At 59.1% G+C, this 22,453-nt stretch carries 19 protein-coding genes; 6 read left to right on the top strand and 13 right to left on the bottom strand.

Annotation, left to right across the window (positions count from 1 at the left end; genetic code table 11):
* Positions 1 to 95: 95 nt before the first annotated feature.
* From odhB to sdhC, 6 genes are all read right to left on the bottom strand, one after another.
* Entirely contained in the window at positions 96 to 1,328 is a 1,233-nt protein-coding gene (gene odhB, locus HBO23_RS23825; RefSeq protein WP_170039972.1) for a 2-oxoglutarate dehydrogenase complex dihydrolipoyllysine-residue succinyltransferase, read from the bottom strand.
* Between the two features lie 44 nt (positions 1,329 to 1,372).
* Positions 1,373 to 4,204, bottom strand: a complete 2,832-nt coding sequence (locus tag HBO23_RS23820; protein ID WP_017134445.1) for a 2-oxoglutarate dehydrogenase E1 component — start codon at positions 4,202 to 4,204, stop codon at positions 1,373 to 1,375.
* Positions 4,205 to 4,465: 261 nt separating this feature from the next.
* A complete protein-coding gene (locus tag HBO23_RS23815) occupies positions 4,466 to 5,170 on the bottom strand; it encodes a succinate dehydrogenase iron-sulfur subunit (RefSeq protein WP_003172807.1) in 705 nt (234 codons plus the stop codon).
* Positions 5,171 to 5,181: 11 nt separating this feature from the next.
* Entirely contained in the window at positions 5,182 to 6,954 is a 1,773-nt protein-coding gene (gene sdhA / locus HBO23_RS23810; RefSeq protein WP_017134444.1) for a succinate dehydrogenase flavoprotein subunit, read from the bottom strand.
* A gap of 3 nt (positions 6,955 to 6,957) precedes the next feature.
* Complete coding sequence (gene sdhD, locus HBO23_RS23805) at positions 6,958 to 7,326, bottom strand: succinate dehydrogenase, hydrophobic membrane anchor protein (RefSeq protein ID WP_003172805.1); 369 nt, start codon at positions 7,324 to 7,326, stop codon at positions 6,958 to 6,960.
* The gene (gene sdhC, locus HBO23_RS23800; protein ID WP_016979564.1) at positions 7,320 to 7,694 is read right to left on the bottom strand and encodes a succinate dehydrogenase, cytochrome b556 subunit; all 375 of its coding nucleotides are present in this window, start codon (positions 7,692 to 7,694) and stop codon (positions 7,320 to 7,322) included. Before sdhC ends, sdhD begins: the two co-directional genes overlap by 7 nt.
* 364 nt (positions 7,695 to 8,058) lie before the next feature.
* Between sdhC and gltA the strand changes: the two genes are divergently transcribed.
* On the top strand, positions 8,059 to 9,348 hold the full coding sequence (gene gltA, locus HBO23_RS23795) for a citrate synthase (RefSeq protein WP_170039970.1): 1,290 nt from the start codon (positions 8,059 to 8,061) through the stop codon (positions 9,346 to 9,348).
* A 272-nt stretch (positions 9,349 to 9,620) separates the two neighbouring features.
* Here the strand turns inward: gltA and HBO23_RS23790 are convergent, their stop codons facing one another.
* The 3 genes from HBO23_RS23790 to HBO23_RS23780 form a co-directional block, all read right to left on the bottom strand.
* A complete protein-coding gene (locus tag HBO23_RS23790; RefSeq protein ID WP_017134442.1) occupies positions 9,621 to 11,279 on the bottom strand; it encodes a cation acetate symporter in 1,659 nt (552 codons plus the stop codon).
* Complete coding sequence (locus HBO23_RS23785) at positions 11,276 to 11,587, bottom strand: DUF485 domain-containing protein (protein ID WP_017134441.1); 312 nt, start codon at positions 11,585 to 11,587, stop codon at positions 11,276 to 11,278. The genes HBO23_RS23790 and HBO23_RS23785 overlap by 4 nt, the downstream gene beginning before the upstream one ends.
* A 231-nt stretch (positions 11,588 to 11,818) precedes the next feature.
* Positions 11,819 to 12,670, bottom strand: a complete 852-nt coding sequence (locus tag HBO23_RS23780; protein ID WP_017136250.1) for a glycine betaine ABC transporter substrate-binding protein — start codon at positions 12,668 to 12,670, stop codon at positions 11,819 to 11,821.
* Between the two features lie 332 nt (positions 12,671 to 13,002).
* Between HBO23_RS23780 and HBO23_RS23775 the strand changes: the two genes are divergently transcribed.
* Positions 13,003 to 14,556, top strand: coding sequence for a glycosyl hydrolase family 17 protein (locus HBO23_RS23775; RefSeq protein ID WP_170039958.1), 1,554 nt, complete (start codon positions 13,003 to 13,005; stop codon positions 14,554 to 14,556).
* Between the two features lie 113 nt (positions 14,557 to 14,669).
* On the opposite strand, the gene HBO23_RS23770 is transcribed toward HBO23_RS23775, so the two are convergent.
* Complete coding sequence (locus tag HBO23_RS23770; protein WP_099549028.1) at positions 14,670 to 15,038, bottom strand: hypothetical protein; 369 nt, start codon at positions 15,036 to 15,038, stop codon at positions 14,670 to 14,672.
* Positions 15,039 to 15,273: 235 nt separating this feature from the next.
* On the opposite strand from HBO23_RS23770, the gene HBO23_RS23765 reads away from it, so the two are divergent.
* Both HBO23_RS23765 and HBO23_RS23760 read left to right on the top strand, forming a co-directional pair.
* Positions 15,274 to 16,572, top strand: a complete 1,299-nt coding sequence (locus HBO23_RS23765; protein WP_017136247.1) for a serine protein kinase PrkA — start codon at positions 15,274 to 15,276, stop codon at positions 16,570 to 16,572.
* Complete coding sequence (locus tag HBO23_RS23760; protein WP_017136246.1) at positions 16,565 to 17,353, top strand: VacJ family lipoprotein; 789 nt, start codon at positions 16,565 to 16,567, stop codon at positions 17,351 to 17,353. The genes HBO23_RS23765 and HBO23_RS23760 overlap by 8 nt, the downstream gene beginning before the upstream one ends.
* Before the next feature lie 29 nt (positions 17,354 to 17,382).
* Here the strand turns inward: HBO23_RS23760 and HBO23_RS23755 are convergent, their stop codons facing one another.
* Positions 17,383 to 19,380, bottom strand: a complete 1,998-nt coding sequence (locus HBO23_RS23755; protein WP_170039954.1) for an FUSC family protein — start codon at positions 19,378 to 19,380, stop codon at positions 17,383 to 17,385.
* Between the two features lie 65 nt (positions 19,381 to 19,445).
* Positions 19,446 to 20,351: a DUF808 domain-containing protein gene (locus HBO23_RS23750; RefSeq protein ID WP_017136244.1), complete on the bottom strand. Its 906-nt coding sequence runs from the start codon at positions 20,349 to 20,351 to the stop codon at positions 19,446 to 19,448.
* Between the two features lie 133 nt (positions 20,352 to 20,484).
* On the opposite strand from HBO23_RS23750, the gene HBO23_RS23745 reads away from it, so the two are divergent.
* Complete coding sequence (locus HBO23_RS23745) at positions 20,485 to 21,090, top strand: TetR/AcrR family transcriptional regulator (protein WP_017136243.1); 606 nt, start codon at positions 20,485 to 20,487, stop codon at positions 21,088 to 21,090.
* Positions 21,091 to 21,300: 210 nt separating this feature from the next.
* Positions 21,301 to 21,759 (top strand): transposase, encoded by a 459-nt coding sequence (locus HBO23_RS23740; RefSeq protein WP_099549031.1) that lies wholly within the window; start codon positions 21,301 to 21,303, stop codon positions 21,757 to 21,759.
* A gap of 127 nt (positions 21,760 to 21,886) precedes the next feature.
* Here the strand turns inward: HBO23_RS23740 and HBO23_RS23735 are convergent, their stop codons facing one another.
* The gene (locus HBO23_RS23735) at positions 21,887 to 22,327 is read right to left on the bottom strand and encodes a heme-binding protein (RefSeq protein ID WP_017136241.1); all 441 of its coding nucleotides are present in this window, start codon (positions 22,325 to 22,327) and stop codon (positions 21,887 to 21,889) included.
* Positions 22,328 to 22,453 lie beyond the last annotated feature (126 nt).

Here is a 22,453-nt window from a genome sequence, read left to right as displayed (position 1 = left end):
ATAGATCCTCTATTCAGCGACAAGCTTCAAGCGACAAGCTGCAAGCCAAGCTGCTTTTTCCTACAGCTTGTAGCTCGCAACTTGCAGCTGCGTCTTTAGATGTCCAGCAGCAGACGAGCCGGGTCTTCCAGCAGGTTCTTGATGGTTACCAGGAAAGTCACGGCTTCTTTACCATCGATCAGGCGGTGATCGTACGACAGCGCCAGGTACATCATCGGGCGGATCACGACTTGGCCGTTGATGGCCATCGGACGCTGGATGATGTTGTGCATGCCCAGGATCGCAGCTTGCGGCGGGTTGACGATCGGGGTCGACATCATCGAACCGAAGGTACCACCGTTAGTGATGGTGAAGGTACCGCCGGTCATCTCGTCGATGGTCAGCTTGCCGTCACGGGCTTTCTTGCCGAAGCCGGCGATGCCGCCTTCGATTTCAGCCAGGCTCATCAGCTCGGCGTTACGCAGAACCGGTACTACCAGGCCACGGTCGCTGGACACGGCAACGCCGACGTCTGCATAGCCGTGGTAAACGATGTCGCTGCCGTCGATGGAAGCGTTGACTGCCGGGAAGCGTTTCAGCGCTTCGGTGGCCGCTTTCACGAAGAACGACATGAAGCCCAGGCGCACGCCATTGTGGGACTTCTCGAACAGATCCTTGTACTTCGAACGCAGGGCCATGACTTCGGTCATGTCGACTTCGTTGAAGGTGGTCAGCATCGCCATGTTCGACTGTGCTTCAACCAGACGCTTGGCCACGGTGGCACGCACGCGGGTCATCGGTACGCGCTTCTCGGTGCGGTCGCCAGCAGCGAACACAGGCGCAGCGGCAGCAGGTGCTGCAGCCTTGGCCGGTGCAGCAGCCGGAGCGTTTTTCTTGGCTTCGACAGCAGCAACCACGTCTTCCTTGGTTACGCGGCCGTCTTTGCCGGTGCCCTTGAGGGACGCCAGGTTGATGCCGTTTTCTTCAGCCAGCTGACGCGCAGCCGGTGCAGCGATCGGGTCTTCACCACCTGCAGCCGGAGCGGCAGCGGCAGCTGGAGCAGCAGCGGCGGCCGGAGCAGCAGCGGCGGCCGGAGCAGGAGCAGCAGCGCCGCCCGCTTCGATCGAGCCCAGGATCTGGTTCGACAGGACGGTAGCGCCCTCTTCAGCCACGATCGCGCCCAGCACGCCGTCAGCTTCGGCCAACACTTCCAGAACGACTTTGTCGGTCTCGATGTCGACGATCAGGTCGTCACGCTTTACAGCGTCGCCTGGTTTCTTGTGCCAGGTGGCAACGGTGCCATCGGCAACCGATTCCGGGAATGACGGGGCTTTGATTTCGATAGCCATTATCTGTGGGTCCTTAAAATTCGGTTTCAGTCAGCGCGAAGGCGTTAAACAGTGAAAGCATCTTGCAGCAGTTTTTCCTGCTGCTCGGCGTGCATCGACGCATAACCACACGCAGGTGCAGCAGAAGCATCACGACCGGCGTACTCCAGGCCCAGGCCTGTTTTGTGGTTACCGATACTGCGACGCAAATGATGCTGGCTGCTGTACCACGCGCCCTGGTTCATCGGTTCTTCCTGGCACCACACCGCGTGGGTGAGGTTGGTGTAAGGCGCGATGGCCTCCATCAGGTCGTCTTCCGGGAACGGGTAAAGCTGCTCGATACGCACGATGGCGATGTCTTCGCGGCCTTCGGCACGGCGTTTTTCCAGCAAGTCGTAGTAAACCTTGCCGCTGCACAGGACCAGGCGAGTGACCTTGGCAGCGTCCAGGGTGTCGATTTCTGGAATCACGGTCTGGAACGAACCGTCGGCCAGATCTTCCAGGGTCGAGATGGCCAATTTGTGACGCAACAGCGATTTCGGGGTCAGCACTACCAGCGGCTTGCGCAGCGGGCGGATCACCTGACGACGCAGCAAGTGGTAGATCTGGGCCGGGGTAGTCGGCACGCACACCTGGATGTTGTGCTCGGCGCACAGCTGCAGGTAACGCTCCAGACGGGCCGAGGAGTGCTCCGGACCCTGACCTTCATAACCGTGTGGCAGCAACATGGTCAGACCGCACAGACGGCCCCACTTGTGCTCACCGCTGGTGATGAACTGGTCGATAACCACCTGGGCACCGTTGGCGAAGTCGCCGAACTGGGCTTCCCAGATCACCAGCGCATTTGGCGTGGTGGTGGAGTAGCCGTATTCGAACGCCAGTACGGCCTCTTCGGACAGGAACGAGTCGTACAGGTCGAAACGTGGCTGGCCTTCGTACAGGTGTTGCAGCGGTACGTAGGTGGTCGCGTCTTTCTGGTTGTGCAGTACCGCGTGACGGTGCGAGAACGTACCACGGCCGATGTCCTGGCCGGTCATGCGGATCGGGTGACCTTCGAACGCCAGGGTCGCGTACGCCATGGTTTCGGCGTAACCCCAGTTGATCGGCAGGCCGCCGGCTTGCATCTTCTGACGGTCTTCGTAGATCTTCGCAACCTGGCGCTGCACCACGAAGCCATCTGGAATTTCCAGCAGCTTGGCGGACAGTTCCTGCAGGGTCTTGAGGTCGAACGAGGTGTCGTGACGCGCCGTCCAGGCGTGGCCCAGGTACGGGCGCCAGTCCACGAACAGCTCTTTGTTCGGTTCTTTAACCAGGCTTTTCACTACATGCAGGCCGTTGTCCAGCGCGTTGCGGTATTCGTCGACTTTCGCCTGAACACGCGCATCGTCAACCACGCCGGCCGTAATCAGGCTGTCGGCGTACAGTTCACGGGTGGTGCGCTGCTTGGTGATCTGCTGGTACATCAACGGCTGGGTGCCGCTCGGCTCATCCGCTTCGTTGTGACCGCGACGGCGGTAGCAAACCAGGTCGATGACCACGTCACGCTTGAACTGCATGCGGTAGTCGATGGCGAGCTGGGTCACGAACAACACGGCTTCCGGATCATCACCATTCACATGGAGGATCGGCGCCTGGATCATCTTGGCAACGTCGGTCGCGTACTCGGTAGAGCGCGCGTCCAGCGGGTTGCTGATGGTGAAACCGACTTGGTTGTTGATGACGATGTGAACCGTACCGCCGGTCTTGAAGCCGCGAGTCTGCGACATCTGGAACGTTTCCAGGACCACGCCTTGACCGGCGAACGCCGCGTCACCGTGGATGGAAATCGGCAGGACCTTCTCACCGGTGGAATCGTTACGACGATCCTGGCGAGCACGCACCGAACCCTCGACCACCGGAGAAACGATTTCCAGGTGGGACGGGTTGAAGGCCATGGCCAGGTGAACTTCACCGCCGGTAGTCATTACGTTGGACGAGAAGCCCTGGTGATACTTGACGTCACCGGAACCCAGCTCGACCTTCTTCTTGCCTTCGAACTCATCGAACAGTTCACGCGGGTTCTTGCCGAAGGTGTTGACCAACACGTTCAGGCGACCACGGTGAGCCATGCCGATCACGATTTCCTTGGTGCCGTAGGAACCGGAACGCTGGATCAGCTCGTCGAGCATTGGAATCAGGCTTTCGCCGCCTTCCAGGCCGAAACGCTTGGTGCCCGGGTATTTGGTACCCAGGTATTTCTCGAGGCCTTCGGCCGCGGTCACGCGCTCCAGCAAGTGGCTGCGCACGTCGGCGGACAAAACCGGACGGCCACGCACACCTTCCAGGCGATGCTGGAACCAGTGGCGCTGCTCGGAATCGGTGATGTGCGTAAACTCAGCGCCGATGGTGCGGCAATATGTCTGCTGCAACGCTTCGTGAATTTCGCGTAGGCTCGCTTCCTCTTTGCCGATGAACAGGTCGCCGGCACGGAAGGTCGTATCAAGATCGGCATTGGTCAAGCCGTAATGATTGATCGACAGGTCAGCAGGTGCAGGACGCTTCCAGAGCCCCAGCGGGTCAAGCTGGGCCGCCTGGTGGCCACGCATCCGGTAAGCCTGGATCAGTCGCAATACTTCAACTTGCTTCTTCTCATGCTCGCTGCTCACGCTACCGGCGGAAACCGGTTGGGCGCGGCGCTGGTTCTTTGCCAGCAGCACAAATTGATCGCGAATTGTTGCGTGCGATACATCGGTGGCAGCGTTGCCGTCTGAAGACAACGTCTGAAATTTGGTGCGCCATTCTTCTGGCACAGCGTTAGGGTCGTGCAGGTAGAGCTCATAAAGCTCTTCCACATAGGCAGCGTTACCACCTGAAAGATAGCCGCTGTTCCACATGCGCTGCATCACGCTTTCTTGCATGCTTGGTCACCCTCGATTTGGGGACACCACCGGCGAAAACACCGAGTTTGCTTGCAAAAGGCCAAGTGCAGCGACCAAAACAAGCCACTTAGGATCACGCTGATAGTTCGGGTACCAACCCGAATGCCCCTGCTTGTCTCATTTCTTCAAAATAAGAGCTGCGGCTTTGTAAGTCGCTGCTCAAGTTAAAACTACGGCGCCGGTTGAAGCCTGCGCCGTAGCATTTACGGGCACAACGGTCCTGCTTTGCTACAACGTCGCTTACACGCCGCTTTGCAGCAGCATGTTACGGATGTGACCAATGGCCTTAGTCGGGTTCAGGCCTTTGGGACATACGTTGACGCAGTTCATGATCCCGCGGCAGCGGAATACGCTGAACGGGTCATCCAGTGAAGCCAGACGCTCGGACGTCTTGGTGTCACGGCTGTCTGCCAGGAAGCGGTACGCTTGCAGCAGGGCAGCTGGACCCAGGAACTTGTCCGGGTTCCACCAGAAGGACGGGCACGAGGTCGAGCAGCAAGCGCACAGGATGCACTCGTACAGACCGTCGAGCTTTTCACGCTCTTCAGGGGACTGCAGACGTTCGATGGCCGGAGCCGGCGTGTCGTTCTGCAGGAACGGCTTAACTTTCTCGTATTGCTTGTAGAAGATGCTCATATCGACCACCAGGTCACGGATAACCGGCAAACCTGGCAGAGGACGAACGATCAGCTTGTTACCTTTAACAACAGCCGACAGCGGCGTGATGCACGCCAGGCCGTTTTTGCCGTTGATGTTCATGCCGTCGGAGCCACAAACGCCCTCACGGCAAGAGCGACGATAGGAGAAACCTTCGTCCTGCTCTTTGATCAGTGCCAGTACATCCAGCACCATCAGGTCTTTACCACCGGTATCGACCTGAAATTCCTGCATGAACGGCGCGGCGTCCTGATCAGGGTTGTAGCGGTAAACACTGACTTTCAACATGGCAGCCACCCTTAGTAAGTCCGAATCTTCGGTTCAAACGTCGGCACCGTCTTCGGCGAGAAGTTCACGGCACGCTTGGTCACGCGCTTGTCACCCGGGAAGTACAGGGTGTGGCACAACCAGTTTTCGTCGTCGCGATCTTCAAAGTCTTCACGGGCGTGGGCACCACGGGATTCTTTACGAACCTCGGCGGCGATCGCAGTGGCTTCGGCCACTTCCAGCAGGTTTTGCAGCTCAAGGGCTTCGATACGAGCCGTGTTGAACGCCTGGCTCTTATCGTTGATCTTGACGTTGGCGATGCGCGTGCGCAGGTCGGCCAGCTGGGCAATACCCTTCTGCATGTATTCGCCGGTACGGAATACACCGAAGTAGTTCTGCATGCAGCTTTGCAGCTCGCGACGCAGGGTAGCCACGTCTTCGCCATCGGTACGCTCGTTCAGAGCGTTCAGGCGCGCCAGGGCGGCCTCGATGTTGGCGTCGGTGGCGTCATCGTATTCGATGCCGTCGGTCAGGGCTTTTTCCAGGTGCAGGCCGGCAGCACGACCGAATACCACCAGGTCGAGCAGCGAGTTGCCGCCCAGACGGTTGGCACCGTGTACCGATACGCAAGCCACTTCGCCTACGGCGAACAGACCGTGGATGATCTCGTCCACGCCTTCGGCGTTCTGGGTGATCGCCTGGCCATGAATGTTGGTCGGCACGCCGCCCATCATATAGTGGCAAGTCGGAACAACCGGAACCGGAGCAACTACCGGGTCAACGTGCGCAAAAGTCTTGGACAATTCGCAGATACCTGGCAGGCGGCTGTGCAGGACTTCTTCACCGAGGTGATCGAGTTTCAGCAGTACGTGGTCGCCGTTCGGACCACAGCCGTTACCGGCGATGATTTCCTTAACCATCGAACGGGCCACAACGTCACGACCCGCAAGGTCTTTGGCGTTCGGAGCATAACGCTCCATGAAACGCTCGCCGTGCTTGTTGATCAGGTAACCACCTTCACCACGGCAACCTTCTGTAACCAGTACACCGGCGCCGGCGATGCCGGTCGGGTGGAACTGCCACATTTCAATGTCTTGTACCGGCACGCCAGCACGCAGGGCCATGCCGACGCCGTCACCGGTGTTGATCAGGGCATTGGTGGTCGACGCGTAGATACGACCTGCACCGCCGGTTGCCAGCACAGTAGCCTTGGCACGGATGTAGGTGGTTTCACCGGTTTCGATGCAGATGGCGATCACACCGACGAAGGCGCCGTCGGCGTTCTTCACCAGGTCAACGGCGTAGTACTCGTTCAGGAACGTGGTACCGGCTTTCAGGTTGCCCTGATAAAGGGTGTGCAACAGCGCGTGACCGGTACGGTCGGAAGCGGCGCACGTACGGGCAGCCTGCCCGCCTTTACCGTAATCCTTCGACTGGCCGCCGAATGGACGCTGGTAGATACGACCTTGCTCGGTACGCGAGAACGGCAGACCCATGTGGTCCAGCTCGAACACGGCGGCCGGGCCTTCCTGACACATGTACTCGATAGCGTCCTGGTCACCGATGTAGTCGGAACCCTTGACGGTATCGTACATGTGCCAGCGCCAGTCATCGTTCGGGTCGGCGGAGGCGATGGCGCAGGTGATGCCACCCTGGGCCGACACAGTGTGGGAACGGGTCGGGAACACCTTGGTGATCACGGCAGTCTTGTGACCGCCCTGAGCCAGCTGCAGCGCTGCGCGCATGCCGGCACCGCCGCCACCAATAATGATGGCGTCGAAGGAAATAGTTGGAATGTTAGCCATGAATCAGATACCCCAAAGAATCTGCACACCCCAGACGAAGTACGCGAACATCGCAACGCCGCAGACTGCCTGGAAGAGAAAACGTACTGCAGTCGCGGACTTGCCCAGCGCCATCGGCGTCAGGTAGTCGGTCGCGATGGTCCACATGCCGACCCAGGCGTGAGCGCCCAGGGCTACAAGGGCCAGCAGACTGAAGATTCGCATCGCATTGTGGGAAAACAGGCCATGCCATTGCTCATAGCCGATGCCCGGGTTTGCGACGAGGTATCCGATCAGGAAAATGAAATAAGCCGCGAGAACGACCGCAGACACACGCTGTGCCATCCAGTCATAGAGGCCCGAACGCGAAAGGTTCGTAACGCTGGTTACCATATCCAAACTCCTGCCAGAACGATCAGCACCACGGAAATGGCGATGATGATTTTCGAGCCCAGGCGGCCGCCTTCCAGCGTCTCACCGATACCCGCATCCATGATCAAGTGGCGCACACCGGCTACCAGGTGATACAGCAGAGCGGACAGGAGGCCCCATGCTACGAACTTGGCCAGCGGGCTGGTCAAGCATGCCTTCACCTCGGCGTATCCTTCCTCGGAACCCAGGGATTTGCTCAATGCATAAAGCATGATGCCCAAGCCCAGGAACAGGATGATGCCGGAAACACGGTGCAGGAACGACGTAACGCCGGTGATGGGGAGTTTGATGGTCCTTAGGTCTAGGTTTACAGGTCGTTGGCTATTCACGGCTTTTTTTCACACTGAAGAGCCCCTAACAATCAGGGCAAAGTTGTTGGGGAGTGCACTGGTCAGGTAAGCACCACCCAGGGAGTGCGACCCCCAATGAAAGCAAGCCCAAAAGCCCTTGGCGGTCGGTGGCCGAGTATAGACAGTTAGGTTACTAATGACAACGCGCACTCCTCACCCTAATAGCGGATTGCGCTGGCGGTATAAAAGGCGTAAATGGCAGTCAATTTCGACGAAAAAGTATGGTTAAAGCCTTCTGGAGCAAGACTTTAGGCAAATTGACATCTGGATTTATATCAATATAGTGGTGCGGGCCCTGCGTGGGGGGTCTGTCTGATGATTTGAAGCATAAATAGGAGGCCACATGGCTGACAAAAAAGCGCAGTTGATCATCGAGGGCGCAGCCCCCGTCGAGCTGCCCATTTTAACCGGCACCGTTGGTCCCGATGTTATCGACGTACGGGGCCTGACGGCCACGGGCCGTTTCACATTCGACCCAGGCTTCATGTCGACCGCCTCTTGCGAGTCGAAGATCACCTACATCGATGGTGACAATGGTATTTTGCTGCACCGCGGCTACCCGATTGAACAGTTGGCCGAGAAATCGGACTACCTGGAAACCTGCTACCTGCTGCTGCATGAAGAATTGCCAACAGCTGAGCAGAAAGCCCAGTTCGTCAGCACCGTGAAGAACCACACCATGGTTCACGAGCAGTTGAAGACCTTCTTCAACGGCTTCCGTCGCGACGCCCACCCGATGGCCGTCATGTGCGGTGTAGTCGGCGCCCTGTCGGCCTTCTATCACGACTCCCTGGACATCAATAACCCGCAGCATCGCGAAATTTCCGCGATCCGCCTGGTTGCCAAGATGCCAACCCTGGCCGCAATGGTTTACAAGTACTCCATGGGTCAACCCATGATGTACCCGCGCAACGACCTGACGTACGCGGAAAACTTCCTGCACATGATGTTCAACACCCCGTGCGAGATCAAACCGATCAGCCCGGTGCTGGCCAAGGCGATGGACAAGATTTTCATCCTCCACGCCGACCACGAGCAAAACGCCTCCACCTCCACCGTACGTCTGGCGGGTTCTTCGGGTGCCAACCCGTTCGCCTGTATCGCCGCCGGCATTGCCGCATTGTGGGGCCCTGCCCACGGCGGTGCGAACGAAGCCGTGCTGACCATGCTCGATGAAATCGGCGATGTGTCCAACATCGACAAGTTCATCGCCAAGGCCAAGGACAAGGAAGATCCGTTCAAACTGATGGGCTTCGGTCACCGCGTCTACAAGAACCGTGACCCGCGTGCCACCGTGATGAAACAGACCTGCGACGAAGTGTTGAAGGAGCTGGGCATCAAGAACGATCCGCAACTCGAACTGGCCATGCGCCTGGAAGAGATCGCCCTGACCGACCCTTACTTCATCGAACGCTCGCTGTACCCGAACGTCGACTTCTACTCGGGGATCATCCTCAAGGCGATCGGCATTCCAACCAGCATGTTCACCGTGATCTTCGCCTTGGCACGCACTGTCGGCTGGATCTCGCACTGGAAAGAAATGCTCTCCAGCCCGTACAAGATTGGCCGTCCGCGCCAGCTGTACACCGGCTACGAGTCGCGTGATATCACCAAACTGGAAGATCGCAAGTAAGCATCTAACTATTTGGTCTTAAAAACGGCCTCCTTTCACAAGGAGGCCGTTTTTATTTGTGCAGGAATTGAGCGCAAGACCGGAGGCCAGCGCCAACCGGGACGCAGAGCGTCCATGGCTGTATTCCCACGCAGAGCATGGGAACGATCGGCGTAGAGGCACTTTATTGATGCAAGCGTTGAGAAACTGTTTTGTGAAATCCGTTACCAATAAAAGCAAAAAAATGCCCCGATCTCACGACCGGGGCATTTTTTTTGTAGCCGTTACAAATCTTAGTGGTTTACCGCCCCACTCGCCCCCAGGCCAGTCTGCGAACGCACAAACTGCGGGAAGTACAGCGCACGCTCTTTCTCTGCCGCCGCCGACTTGTCGGTGATGGAGAAGAACCAGATGCCGACGAACGCAATGATCATCGAGAACAGCGCTGGGTATTCGTAAGGGAAGATCGCTTTTTCATGGTGCAGGATCGACACCCAGATGGTCGGGCCAAGGATCATCAGGCCGACGGCACTGATCAAGCCCAGCCAGCCGCCAATCATGGCGCCACGGGTGGTGAGGTTTTTCCAGTACATGGAAAGCAGCAGCACCGGGAAGTTACAGCTGGCAGCAATCGAGAACGCCAAGCCGACCATGAACGCGATGTTCTGGCTTTCGAACAGGATACCCAGGCCGATCGCCAACACGCCCAACGCCACGGTGGTGATCTTCGACACGCGAATCTCATCTTTCTCGTTGGCCTTGCCCTTCTTGATCACACTGGCGTACAGGTCATGGGACACCGCCGAAGCACCGGCCAGGGTCAAACCGGCAACCACTGCCAGGATGGTGGCAAACGCCACGGCCGAGATGAAGCCGAGGAAAATGCTGCCACCCACCGCGTTGGCCAGGTGCACCGCCGCCATGTTGTTACCGCCGAGCAAGGCACCTGCAGCATCCTTGAACGCCGGGTTGGTGCTCACCAGCAGGATCGCGCCAAAGCCGATGATAAACGTCAGGATATAGAAGTAGCCGATGAAACCGGTGGCATACAGCACGCTCTTACGCGCTTCCTTGGCGTCACTGACGGTGAAGAAGCGCATCAGGATGTGCGGCAGGCCGGCCGTACCGAACATCAGCGCCAGGCCCAGCGAGAATGCCGAAATCGGATCTTTTACCAAGCCGCCGGGACTCATGATCGCCTCACCTTTAGGGTGAACCTTGATCGCCTCGGAAAACAGCATGTTGAAGTCGAAGTTGACGTGCTTCATCACCATCAACGCCATGAACGAAGCACCGGACAGCAACAGCACCGCCTTGATGATTTGCACCCAAGTGGTTGCCAGCATGCCGCCAAACAGCACATACATGCACATCAGGATACCCACCAGGATCACCGCTACGTGGTAGTCCAGACCGAACAGCAGCTGAATCAGCTTGCCCGCCCCTACCATTTGCGCGATCAGGTAGAACGCCACCACCACCAGCGAGCCACAGGCCGACAGACTGCGGATCTGGGTTTGCCCCAGGCGATAGGACGCCACGTCGGCAAAGGTGTACTTGCCCAGGTTACGCAGGCGCTCGGCGATCAGGAACAGAATAATCGGCCAGCCCACCAGGAAGCCGATCGAGTAGATCAGGCCATCGTAGCCGGAGGTGAACACCAGCGCGGAAATCCCCAGGAAGGACGCCGCCGACATGTAGTCGCCGGCAATCGCCAGGCCGTTCTGGAAACCGGTGATCTTGCCGCCGGCCGCATAGTAGTCGGCCGCCGACTTGTTGCGTTTGGACGCCCAGTAGGTGATGCACAACGTCGCGCCGACGAAGACCACGAACATCAGGATCGCTGCAACGTTCAGCGGTTGTTTGTGCACTTCACCGGTCAATGCATCCGCCGCCCAAACGGCGGGCGCAAAGACCGAAGCGCCAAGTACAGCCAATAGACGACGGATCATTGCGCAGCCTCCTTGAGAATCGCATTGTTCAGGTCGTCGAATTCGCCGTTGGCGCGTCGTACATAGATGCCGGTGAGGACAAAGGCCGAGACAATCAGGCCGACCCCGATGGGGATGCCCCAGGTGATGGATGAGCCGGGGCTGAGTTTGGCCCCCAGTATTTGTGGCCCGTAGGCAATCAACAGGATGAAAGCGGAGTAAAGCCCTAGCATGATCGCCGAGAGAATCCAGGCGAACCTTTCCCTTTTTCTGACCAGCTCCTTGAAACGCGGGCTGTTTTGAATCGAGAGGTAAATGCTGTCGTTCATTGTTTTTATCCTCGCAGCACAGCTTTTTATTATTTTGGAACATATCCACTGTATGCGGCTGCGGAACAGGTTCCAGACGACCTTAGTAGTAGAGGGAGTGTAGCGAGGGTTTACGGGCGTGCGAGGCTAATGTGGGAGCGGGCTTGCCCGCGATGGCGGTGTATCAGTCAAAACATCTGTGACTTATACGCTGCCATCGCGGGCAAGCCCGCTCCCACAAGGGTTAGTGCTTTATTTTGCGGTCCACTCGGCGACACGTTCAGGGTGCTTGGCGACCCAATCCTTGGCCGCGGCATCAGGCTTGGCGCCCTCTTGAATTGCCAGCATCACTTCGCCGATTTCGTCCTTGGAGGCCCACTGGAATTTCTTCAGGAAAGCGGCGACTTCCGGCGCTTTCTTCTCCAGGCCCTTGCTGCCGATGCTGTTGACGGTCTCAGCAGCACCATAAATCCCTTTTGGGTCGTCCAGAAAGCGCAGTTTCCACTTGGCGAACATCCAGTGTGGCACCCAGCCGGTCACCGCAATGGATTCCTGCTTGTCTTCGGCACGGGTCAGCTCGGCGATCATCGCAGCGCCCGAACTGGCTTGCAGTTTGTAGTCCAGGCCATAGGCCTTGATGGCTTCGTCGGTCTTGAGCATCACGCCTGAACCGGCGTCGATGCCGACGATCTTGTTCTTGAAGGTGGTGTCGGTCTTGAGGTCTTCGATGGACTTGGCTTTAACGTACTCCGGCACGATCAGGCCAATTTTGGCATCCTTGAAGTTGGGGCCGTAGTCGACCACCTTGTCCTTGTTCTTGGTCCAGTATTCACCGTGAGTCACGGGCAGCCAGGCGGAGAGCATGGCGTCGAGTTTGCCGGTAGCTACGCCCTGCCACATGATCCCGGTGGCGACCGCTTGCAGTTTCACGTCGTAACCGAGTTTTTCCCTGATCACCTCGGCTGCCACATGGGTCGTGGCAACGCTGTCGGACCAACCATCTACATAGCCGATGCTCAGGGTTTTGCTGTCGGCGCTGGCCAGTGTGGAGCCCATCGCAACTACCAGAGTGGCAGCTGCGCCCAAGAGTCGTCGCATCTTCATAATACTTCCCCGAAAGTGCTGCGCTCGGCGGATGCCGAGCGACGTCAACCTGTTGTTATAGGGTGCATCGCGCCCCCTTCACGCGCGTCGATCACGGTGGTGCGCCGCCAGTGGAGTGCTGACACTTCGATCATCAACCTGCCGGGGCCTTGGACCTGCTCTGTCAGCGACCTCGGGTAAGCAAGAAACGACATCACATCGCCAGCAGGACAGTTCTTAGGACTTGGCGTCAATTTCCCGCCCGAACTTTGCATGTCTAAATTATGCAGCCCCACTGGGACGGGCTAAATCCGGGTAAGATGCGCGCCTTTGCTCCCCCAGATAAGCTGACCATGCCCGCGACTGCCCGCTTTCCTGCCCTGCCCTATTTCTGCGCCTTGATCCTCGGCGTGCTTGCCCTCGTCGGCTATTGGTACGGCCTTGGCCGACCGGTGGTGTTGCCGGATGTGGCCAGTGCCAGCCACAAGATGCAATGCGCGTCCTACACGCCGTTCGACAAGGACCAGTCGCCGTTCGACCAGCCGTTCAAACTGCGCCCTGAGCGCATGGACGCCGACCTGGCGCTGCTGGCCACCCGTTTTGAATGCATCCGCACTTATTCCATGACCGGCCTGGAAGCCCTACCGGGCATGGCGCGCAAGCATGGTTTGAAGGTGATGGCCGGCGCTTGGGTCAGCAGTGACCCGGTGGCCACCGAAAAAGAAATCAAAGAACTGATTGCTGCTGCCAATGCCAACCCCGATGTGGTCACTTCGGTGATCGTCGGTAACGAGGCCCTGCTGCGCAAGGAAGTCACCGCCAAGCAGTTGGTGACGCTGATCCATCAGGTCAAAAGCCAGATCAAGCAGCCGGTCACTTATGCCGATGTGTGGGAGTTCTGGCTGCAACACCCGGAAATCGCCCCGGCGGTGGATTTCCTGACCATTCACCTGCTGCCCTACTGGGAAGATGACCCGTCGGGCATCGACCAGGCCCTCAAGCATGTTGGGGATGTGCGCCAGACCTTTGGCAACAAATTCGCCCCTAAAGATGTGCTGATCGGCGAGACCGGCTGGCCCAGCGAAGGCCGCCAGCGCGAAACCGCGGTGCCGAGCCGGGTCAACGAGGCCAAGTTCATGCGTGGTTTTGTGGCCATGGCCGAGGCCAATGGCTGGCGCTACAACCTGATCGAAGCGTTTGACCAGCCGTGGAAACGCGCCAGCGAAGGTGCAGTCGGTGGTTACTGGGGCTTGTTTGACGCCGACCGCCAGGACAAGGGCATCCTTGCCGGGCCGGTGAGTAACGTGCCGTATTGGCCGCTGTGGCTGGGCATCGGCGGCCTGATTCTGCTGGGCACTCTGGCACTGGGCGGTCGGGTGCGCAGCGCGCGTGCCGCATTCATGCTGCCATTACTCGGCGTAGTGGCCGCCTGCTCCATTGGCACCTGGGCCGAGCTGACCCGTGTCACAGCACGTTTCAACGATGAATGGGTGTGGGCGGGCTTACTGGTGGTGTTGAACCTGTTGGTACTGGCCCATGCCGCGCTGGCTTTAAGCGCTCGGGAAGCTTGGCGGGAACGCGCCTTCACTTGGCTGGAGCAACGCGCAGGTTGGCTGGTGGCAATTGCCGGGTTCGCCGGTGCAGTGATGATGCTGGCGTTGGTGTTTGACCCGCGCTATCGCAGCTTCCCAAGTGCGGCACTGGTATTGCCGGCACTGGTTTACCTGGTTCGCCCGGTCACCGGCCCGCGTCGGGAGATTGCGCTGCTGGCCTTCATTATTGGCGCCGGCATTGCGCCGCAGCTGTATCGCGAAGGCTTGCTGAACCAGCAGGCGTGGGGTTGGGCGCTGGTCAGCGGGTTGATGGTTTTAGCGTTGTGGCGTTGCTTGCGGGTGCGCAAAGCTTAAAAATGCTATCGCAGGCAAGCCAGCTCCCACATTCGACCGCATTCCATGGGATGCACCCAATCTAATGTGGGAACTGGCTTGTCGAATCGTCGCACCGCTGCGATGAGGCTCTATCAGACGCCCCGAGGCTTCCTGACCAACCGCAACCCCGCAATCACCACAGCAAACACCGCAAACGTGGTGTTATACAACGCCAGTGCCGGCAACCCGAACACCATCCCCAACACCGCCAAACCCCAGCCCGCTCGCCCCGGCACAAAAAACGCCAGCACCGACGTAACCAATGCGGCCCAGCCCAATACCTTGAAGTGAATCATCAGCCCCAGGTTCGAGCGCAACTGGCATTCCCAGCGGCTGGCCTCGTCAACGCAGACCCCCACCCACTGGCCATCTTCCATAAACCCGTAACGGGCGCCATAACTGGCGGCCAACCATAACGGCAGGGCAATAAGCAGCAGGATCAGTGGCAAACGACGGGACATGGGGTACTCCGATAGGCAAAAACGGCGCTCAGCTTAATGCGCCGGCAGCCGTTAGCAAGGCGCATACACACAATTAGTGTTCATCAATGCATGGCAACGTGTATCTTCTGGCTACTATTACCCCGATTCCGTGGTTTTTTCCGACTTTTAGTGCCGAGGGCTGGCACTTCGGTGGCAACGCGGTGGTCATAGCCTGCGAACTTCATTCAGCACGTTTCCTCTTAGGGATTAAGTCATGCTCCGTTCCTTGCGCTGCGCTGCCTTGCTGGGCAGCCTATTTTTGAGTGCGTCAGCACTGGCCGTCGATATCGACCCAGCCAGCTATGGCTACCCTTTGACCAACCCGTTCGAAGCGACTATCGCCACCACTCCGCCAAATCTGCGCCCGCAATTGCCGAGCGACGACGAGATCAACCAGTCCGACTACAGCCTGACCATGCGCCCTGAGCGCCAGTTCAGCCTGCCGGACAACTTCTGGGCGGTGAAGAAACTCACCTACCGCATCGCCAAGCAAGACCACGCCGCACCGCTGATTTTCCTGATTTCCGGCACCGGTGCGCGGTATGACAGCAGCATCAACGAATACCTCAAAAAGCTCTATTACAAAGCTGGCTACCACGTGGTCCAGTTGTCCTCGCCCACCAGCTTCGACTTCATCGCCGCGGCTTCGCGCTTCGCCACTCCCGGCATTACCCAGGAAGACGCCGAAGACATGTACCGCGTGATGCAGGCGGTGCGCGCGCAGAACTCCACGCTGCCGGTGACCGACTACTACCTCTCCGGCTACAGCCTGGGCGCTTTGGACGCGGCATTTGTGAGCAAGCTCGACGAGACCCGCCGCAGCTTCAACTTCAAGAAAGTGCTGCTGCTCAACCCGCCGGTCAACCTCTACACCTCGATCACCAACCTCGACAAGCTGGTACAGACCGAGGTCAAGGGCATCAACAACACCACCACGTTTTATGAGCTGGTGCTGAGCAAGCTGACCCGTTACTTCCAGCAAAAAGGCTACATCGACCTCAACGATGCCCTGCTCTACGACTTCCAGCAGTCCAAGCAGCACTTGACCAACGAACAGATGGCGATGCTGATCGGCACCTCGTTCCGCTTCTCGGCGGCCGACATTGCCTTCACCTCGGACCTGATCAACCGTCGCGGCCTGATCATCCCGCCGAAATACCCGATCACCGAAGGCACCAGCCTCACGCCGTTCCTCAAGCGTGCGCTGCAATGCGACTTCGACTGCTACCTCACCGAACAAGTGATCCCGATGTGGCGCGCGCGCTCCGACGGCGGCAGCCTGCTGCAACTGATCGATCAGGTCAGCCTGTATGCCCTCAAGGACTACCTGCACGACAGCCCGAAAATTGCCGTGATGCACAACGCCGACGACTTGATCCTCGGCCCTGGCGACCTGGGTTTCCTGCGTAAAACCTTCGGCGATCGCTTGACCGTCTACCCGTTGGGCGGCCACTGCGGCAACCTCAATTACCGCGTCAACGCCGACGCCATGCTGGAGTTCTTCCGTGGCTAAATATCTTCTGCTGCTTGCCGCCTTGATGTGCGCAGGCGTGGCCAATGCCGACAACAGCAAGGCCCACGAGCCGGTCAAAGTCGGCGCCGACGGCTTCAAGGAACCGCTGACCAAACTCAAGTTCAACCCGGGCCTGGACCAGCGTGAATTCGAGCGTTCATCACTGACGGCACTTAACGTCTATGACCCGCTGGAGTCGTGGAACCGCCGCGTGTACCACTTCAACTACCGCTTCGACCAATGGGTGTTCCTGCCGGTGGTCAACGGCTACACCTACGTCACTCCCAGCTTCCTGCGTACCGGTGTGAGCAACTTCTTCAACAACCTGGGCGATGTGCCCAACCTGGTGAACAGCCTGTTGCAACTCAAGGGCCACCGCTCCCTGGAAACCACCGGGCGCCTGCTGCTCAACACCACCATCGGCATCGCCGGCCTGTGGGACCCGGCCACCGCCATGGGCCTGCCGCGCCAGAGCGAAGACTTCGGCCAGACCCTGGGCTTCTACGGCGTCCCTGGCGGCGCCTACCTGGTGCTGCCGATCTTCGGGCCCTCGAACCTGCGTGACACTACCGGCCTGATCGTCGACTACGGCGCCGAGACCGAGATCAACTTCCTCAACGTCTCCAAGGTCAGCGAAAACCACCCGGAAATCTGGGCTTTGCGCGCCGTCGACAAGCGCTACCAGACCAGCTTCCGCTACGGTCAGATGAACTCGCCGTTTGAGTATGAAAAGGTGCGCTACATCTATACCGAGTCGCGCAAGTTGCAGATCGCCGAGTAACCTCCCTGCAGGAGCTGGTTCGCCAGCTCCTACTGCTCAACGCCCCGTTGACACCATTTCTGCCAGGTAAACCGCAACTGCAGCACCGCCGCCCTGGCCATCTCCCGATCCTGCTCCGTCAACCCCGACGGCTGCTCAAGTGCTTGAAGCAGTGCAGCACTTGGCCCATCCAGCATCCCCGCCGTTGCCAAGCCTGGCCCCGCGTGCCTGAGTATCACCGCCAACTGCCGCAGATAATTATCACGCTCGCCAGCCAAGGCGCCCTGGCTGCCCGCAAGGCTTGCACGCAACTCCAGCAACTCATCACCCAGGTCCAACCCGAGCAGGCCATTATCCCAATGGGTACGACGCTCGGCGGGCAAGGTTTGGCTGTAGCGTGACAGGCGAATCAAGCGATCGGCCATGCGCCCGCCAAACCAGCTCTCGGCTTGCTCCAGAGGGCGCGAAGTCAACTGCGCCAAATCGACCAACGAAGCCTTGAACATACGCCGGTAGTGTCGCTCGCCAGGGTTGAGCTGGATCAGGCGAAACACCAGCACTGCAATGCCGACGCCCACCAGGGTCGCGATAGCTTTGTTGAGAAAGGCGGCGATGTCGTAGCTCATGAGGTTGCTGGGCCCGACGTTGTTGACGAAAAAGATGCAAAACGCCGAGGCTGTGGCGGCCAGCTTTACCCGGCTCATGCACAGCGAGGCGAAAAACAACGGCACGCCCAACGCCACGCATAACAGCGCGAAAGCATCAAACCCGGGCAACAAGGCAAAGCGCACAAAGCCGGCTATCGGGATCGACAGCGCAATGCCCTTGAGAAAATTGAGGCCCGACGCAGAAGGGTTTTCCCGCGCGGCAAACAGGCTCAAGACCACGCCGCTGATCGACACTGCACCCAGGCCCGACGGCCAGTCGGTAAAAATCCAGAATGCCGCAACGGCCAGAAACGCCAAGGCACTGCGCAGCCCACCGAGCACGCCTTGCTCGATATCCCGATGCCAGGACAGGGCGCCTGGCGCACCGGGCGGCACCCTGCCAGCTTCGACGGCCGCCAGGGTCAATGCGCCCACATCGATCAAGCGCAGCACCTCGGCCAATTGCACCAGGCAAAAGTGCGCCTCCGCGCTCAAACCTGGATCACCCAGCGCCAACCTCAGGCGCTGCGAGAGTGCAGGCAGCGCATCGGGCCGCTCTTGCTGTAGCGTCGCGGCCACCTCGTCCACCCAAGGCGCCACGCGGGTCGCATCTTCCAGCATCAGTCGCTGCCGTGCCACGCCGCGGGCCGCGCGCAAGAGTCCCAGCAAGTCCCGGCTCAGCACCCGCAGCGCCTGGGATCTGCGCCGGCCCTTGGGGCCTTCGAACCAGGCATGGTCACGCTGGGCATCAACTGCAACCAAACGGCCCAGTGCTTCGAGCAACCCCTTGCGCTGATCGGTGCCCAGCAGCTCCGACGCCGCGGCGCGCAGGCCCGCCTGCCAGGCCGCACGGCCTTGAACCGCCAGCGTCTGCTCAACCCGGCGCGGCCATAAAATCGTGCTGGCGATAGACGCGCAGAGAATCCCCAGGCTGATTTCCTGGCAACGGGCTACCGCCTCATCGAAAACCCCAAGCGGCGCCGCAGTCGCAGGCAGCGCGATAATCGCCGTGGTGTAGCCCGCCAGCACAAACCCATAAGAGGCGTGATTGCGCAGCAACGACGCGCCTGTGGTGCAAAACGCCAACCACAACGCCATGCACAGTAGAAACAACAAAGGCGCTTGGCCGAAGACAGCAATCATCACCACCGAAGCCGCCGCGCCCACAAACGTGCCCAGTAACCGATAGGCACCCTTGGCCAAGACCATGCCGCTGGTGGACTGGCCGACGATAAATACCGTGGTCAGCGCCCATTGCGGCTGCTGCAAGTCCAAGCAAAAGGCCAGATACAACGCGACCCCGCCGGCGATCATGTTGCGCAACGCAAACAGCAGATCGTCCCGCGAGGGCGCCAGGGTGGCTTGCCAGAAGTCAGGCAGTTGAAACGTGGAAAGCTTCATTCAGCGAACACATAGATAGCTAGCTAATGATTAGCATAGTATCTATATGCCCGCCGAATGCCAATCTAGCGTTTCAGCGCGCGCCACACTTTGCCTACCAGTGAAACCACGGCCAGCACCAGCGCCCCGGCAATAATCCCGGCCACTGCGTTGAGCAACGTAGGCATCAACCACGCCGCCGCGCCGACACTCTGGCTGAGCGTCTCGATCCAGTGATGCACCGCCGGCACGCCATGGGTGAGTATGCCGCCGCCGACCATGAACATCGCCGCTGTGCCGATCACCGACAGACTTTTCATCATGTAAGGCGCGGCGCGCAAGATCGCCCCACCGATACTGCGAGCCGCCTGGCCGGGCTTTTGCGTCAGCCACAGACCCAGGTCATCGAGCTTGACGATACCGGCCACCAGCCCGTACACGCCAATGGTCATGACAATGGCGATGCCCGACAGCACTATCACTTGCTGCATCAAAGGCGCATCCGCAACGGTACCCAGGGTGATGGCGATGATTTCCGCCGAGAGGATGAAATCGGTGCGAATTGCACCTTTGATCTTGTCCTTCTCAAATGCCACCAAGTCAGTCGCCGGATCAGCCACGGCTTCAACCAGGTGAGCCTGTTCTTCGGTGCGTTTATGCAAGAAGGTGTGCGCAAGCTTCTCAAAGCCTTCAAAACACAAATAGGCGCCGCCGAGCATCAACAGCGGCGTGACCGCCCACGGCGCAAAGGCGCTGATCAGCAATGCCGCCGGCACCAGGATCAGTTTGTTGACAAACGACCCCTTGGCCACCGCCCACACCACAGGGATTTCCCGCTCGGCGCGCACGCCGGAAACCTGCTGGGCGTTGAGTGCCAAGTCATCGCCCAGCACGCCGGCGGTCTTCTTGGCGGCCATTTTGGTCATCAGCGCAACGTCATCGAGTACGGCGGCGATATCGTCGATCAATACCAACAAGCTGCTTCCTGCCATCAATCGGGCTTCCATAAGAATGAGAAACGCCGAGCATAGCGCGGCGCAAAGCTTTACGGGCGCATTCTTGAGGCTCGCGGATAGCCGGTGCTACCATGCACAACCGCCGATCTGGCAAGGAAACTCCTGGTTTATGAGCACCATTCGCGAGCGCAATAAAGAAAAGATCCTGCGGGCGGCCAGCGAGGAGTTTGCCGACAAGGGCTTCGCCGCGACCAAAACCAGCGACATCGCCGCCAAGGCCGGGCTGCCCAAGCCCAACGTCTATTACTACTTCAGGTCCAAGGACAACCTCTACCGAGAGGTGCTCGAAAGCATTATCGAGCCGATCCTGGCCGCCTCCACACCGTTCAACCCCGAGGGCGAGCCGTCGGTGGTGCTGAGCAACTACATCCGCTCGAAAATCCGCATCTCCCGCGATTTGCCGTTTGCATCCAAGGTGTTTGCCAGCGAAATCATGCACGGCGCCCCGCACCTGAGCCCCGAGCAGATCGAGCAGCTCAACGCCCAGGCCAAGCACAACATCAACTGCATCCAAAGCTGGGTAGATCGCGGCCTGATCGCCGCCATAGACCCCAACCACCTGATGTTCAGCATCTGGGCGGCGACGCAGACCTATGCCGATTTTGACTGGCAGATATCGGCGGTGACCGGCAAAGCCAAGCTGGATGAGGCGGATTATGAGGCGGCGGCGCAAACGATTATTCGGTTGGTGTTGAAGGGGTGTGAGTTGGGCTGATGGGCCGAGGTGACGGTGCTATTCGCGAGCAAGCCCGCTCCCACATTTTGATCCGCGCGAGACATAAATTGTATTAACACCGCAGACCCCATGTGGGAGCGGGCTTGCTCGCGAAAGCGCCCATCCAGACACATCCTGCCAAAAGCCTGCCGATCAGCGTCAGCCACCGAGATCTAGCCTCTCAGAACCCATCTGAAGAGAGGCCATGGAATGCCTGATCTAGCGACTTCACACCGCCTGCGCATCGGGCGGTTCAGCGAACCGAACCGCGTCTACCTGATCACCACCAACACCCAGGAGCGAGTCCCACTATTCGGCGACTTTCACCTCGGCCGCCTGGTGGTCTGGCAGTTCAGACTGGCCCAATACCAAGGCCTGGCTAATTCATTGGCCTGGGTGGTGATGCCAGACCATTTCCACTGGCTGATCGAACTGCAAAAAGGCTCGTTGGGGGATTTGATGTGTCAGGTGAAATCCAAAAGTACGCGATCGGTGAATGGTGCAACCGGGCGCAAGGGCCGGCTTTGGCAAACCGGTTTTCATGATCGGGCACTGCGCAGGGAGGATGATTTGGTAAAAATGGCCAGGTATGTGGTGGCCAATCCACTGCGAGCAGGGTTGGTAGAGCGGATTGGCGACTATCCGTTGTGGGATGCGATTTGGGTTTAAAGCCAAGACCGGGTCGCCGCCTTCGCGAGCAAGCCCGCTCCCACACTTGACCGAGTTCCACCTTTGGAATGCAGCCAAGTGTGGGAGCGGGCTTGCTCGCGAAGAGGCCCTTACAGTCACCACAGAATCAAGCAGAAACCCCCGCATCCGCCAACAACCCCACCCCCTCGATAGCCGTAATCGCGCACTGCTCATCAATATCCGAGGTATCTCCGCTGATCCCGATCGCCCCCAGCACTACCCCATCCTGATTCCGTATCAACACACCACCCGGTGCCGGCACCACGCTGCCCTGCCCCAGGCTGTTCAACGCGGCGATAAACGCTGGGCGCTGCTGTGCGTCCAGCGCCAGCAGGCGCGAGCCCTTGCCCAGTGCAATCGCGCCCCAGGCCTTGCCGATGGCGATTTGTGGGCGCAGCAGGCTGGCGCCGTCTTCGCGTTGCAGGGTGATCAAGTGGCCGCCGCTGTCGAGCACCGCGATGGTCAGCGGCGCAGCCGAGATCGTGCGGCCTGCGGTGAGGGCCTGGCTGGCGAGTTGGGTGGCAAGTTTCAAGGTTAAAGCGCTCATGGTGCCGTCCTTCTTTTGTTATTGGGAATGCGGTGGAGGTCTGTTTGATCAGATGCTCGATCAAACAAATAGAACACAATGACATTTATTTTTGTATACAATATTTTCGCATAAAGGCTCCACACG

The organism is Pseudomonas sp. WS 5532 (genome assembly GCF_012985445.1).
In the GTDB taxonomy this organism is placed as follows: Bacteria; Pseudomonadota; Gammaproteobacteria; order Pseudomonadales; family Pseudomonadaceae; genus Aquipseudomonas; species Aquipseudomonas edaphica.
Note: the sequence above shows the minus strand (reverse complement) of the source record. Positions and strands in the feature narration are given on the sequence as shown.

What these genes read in the sequence shown, in the direction of transcription:
- gltA (WP_170039970.1), top strand. Translation starts at nt 8,059, where the DNA reads ATGGCTGACAAAAAAGCGCAGTTGATCATCGAGGGCGCAGCCCCCGTC.
- HBO23_RS23745 (WP_017136243.1), top strand. Translation starts at nt 20,485, where the DNA reads ATGAGCACCATTCGCGAGCGCAATAAAGAAAAGATCCTGCGGGCGGCC.
- HBO23_RS23815 (WP_003172807.1), bottom strand. Translation starts at nt 5,170, where the DNA reads ATGTTGAAAGTCAGTGTTTACCGCTACAACCCTGATCAGGACGCCGCG.
- HBO23_RS23755 (WP_170039954.1), bottom strand. Translation starts at nt 19,380, where the DNA reads ATGAAGCTTTCCACGTTTCAACTGCCTGACTTCTGGCAAGCCACCCTG.
- HBO23_RS23820 (WP_017134445.1), bottom strand. Translation starts at nt 4,204, where the DNA reads ATGCAAGAAAGCGTGATGCAGCGCATGTGGAACAGCGGCTATCTTTCA.
- HBO23_RS23735 (WP_017136241.1), bottom strand. Translation starts at nt 22,327, where the DNA reads ATGAGCGCTTTAACCTTGAAACTTGCCACCCAACTCGCCAGCCAGGCC.
- HBO23_RS23765 (WP_017136247.1), top strand. Translation starts at nt 15,274, where the DNA reads ATGCTCCGTTCCTTGCGCTGCGCTGCCTTGCTGGGCAGCCTATTTTTG.
- sdhA (WP_017134444.1), bottom strand. Translation starts at nt 6,954, where the DNA reads ATGGCTAACATTCCAACTATTTCCTTCGACGCCATCATTATTGGTGGC.
- odhB (WP_170039972.1), bottom strand. Translation starts at nt 1,328, where the DNA reads ATGGCTATCGAAATCAAAGCCCCGTCATTCCCGGAATCGGTTGCCGAT.
- HBO23_RS23775 (WP_170039958.1), top strand. Translation starts at nt 13,003, where the DNA reads ATGCCCGCGACTGCCCGCTTTCCTGCCCTGCCCTATTTCTGCGCCTTG.
- HBO23_RS23770 (WP_099549028.1), bottom strand. Translation starts at nt 15,038, where the DNA reads ATGTCCCGTCGTTTGCCACTGATCCTGCTGCTTATTGCCCTGCCGTTA.
- HBO23_RS23790 (WP_017134442.1), bottom strand. Translation starts at nt 11,279, where the DNA reads ATGATCCGTCGTCTATTGGCTGTACTTGGCGCTTCGGTCTTTGCGCCC.
- sdhD (WP_003172805.1), bottom strand. Translation starts at nt 7,326, where the DNA reads ATGGTAACCAGCGTTACGAACCTTTCGCGTTCGGGCCTCTATGACTGG.
- HBO23_RS23785 (WP_017134441.1), bottom strand. Translation starts at nt 11,587, where the DNA reads ATGAACGACAGCATTTACCTCTCGATTCAAAACAGCCCGCGTTTCAAG.
- HBO23_RS23780 (WP_017136250.1), bottom strand. Translation starts at nt 12,670, where the DNA reads ATGAAGATGCGACGACTCTTGGGCGCAGCTGCCACTCTGGTAGTTGCG.
- HBO23_RS23750 (WP_017136244.1), bottom strand. Translation starts at nt 20,351, where the DNA reads ATGGCAGGAAGCAGCTTGTTGGTATTGATCGACGATATCGCCGCCGTA.
- HBO23_RS23740 (WP_099549031.1), top strand. Translation starts at nt 21,301, where the DNA reads ATGCCTGATCTAGCGACTTCACACCGCCTGCGCATCGGGCGGTTCAGC.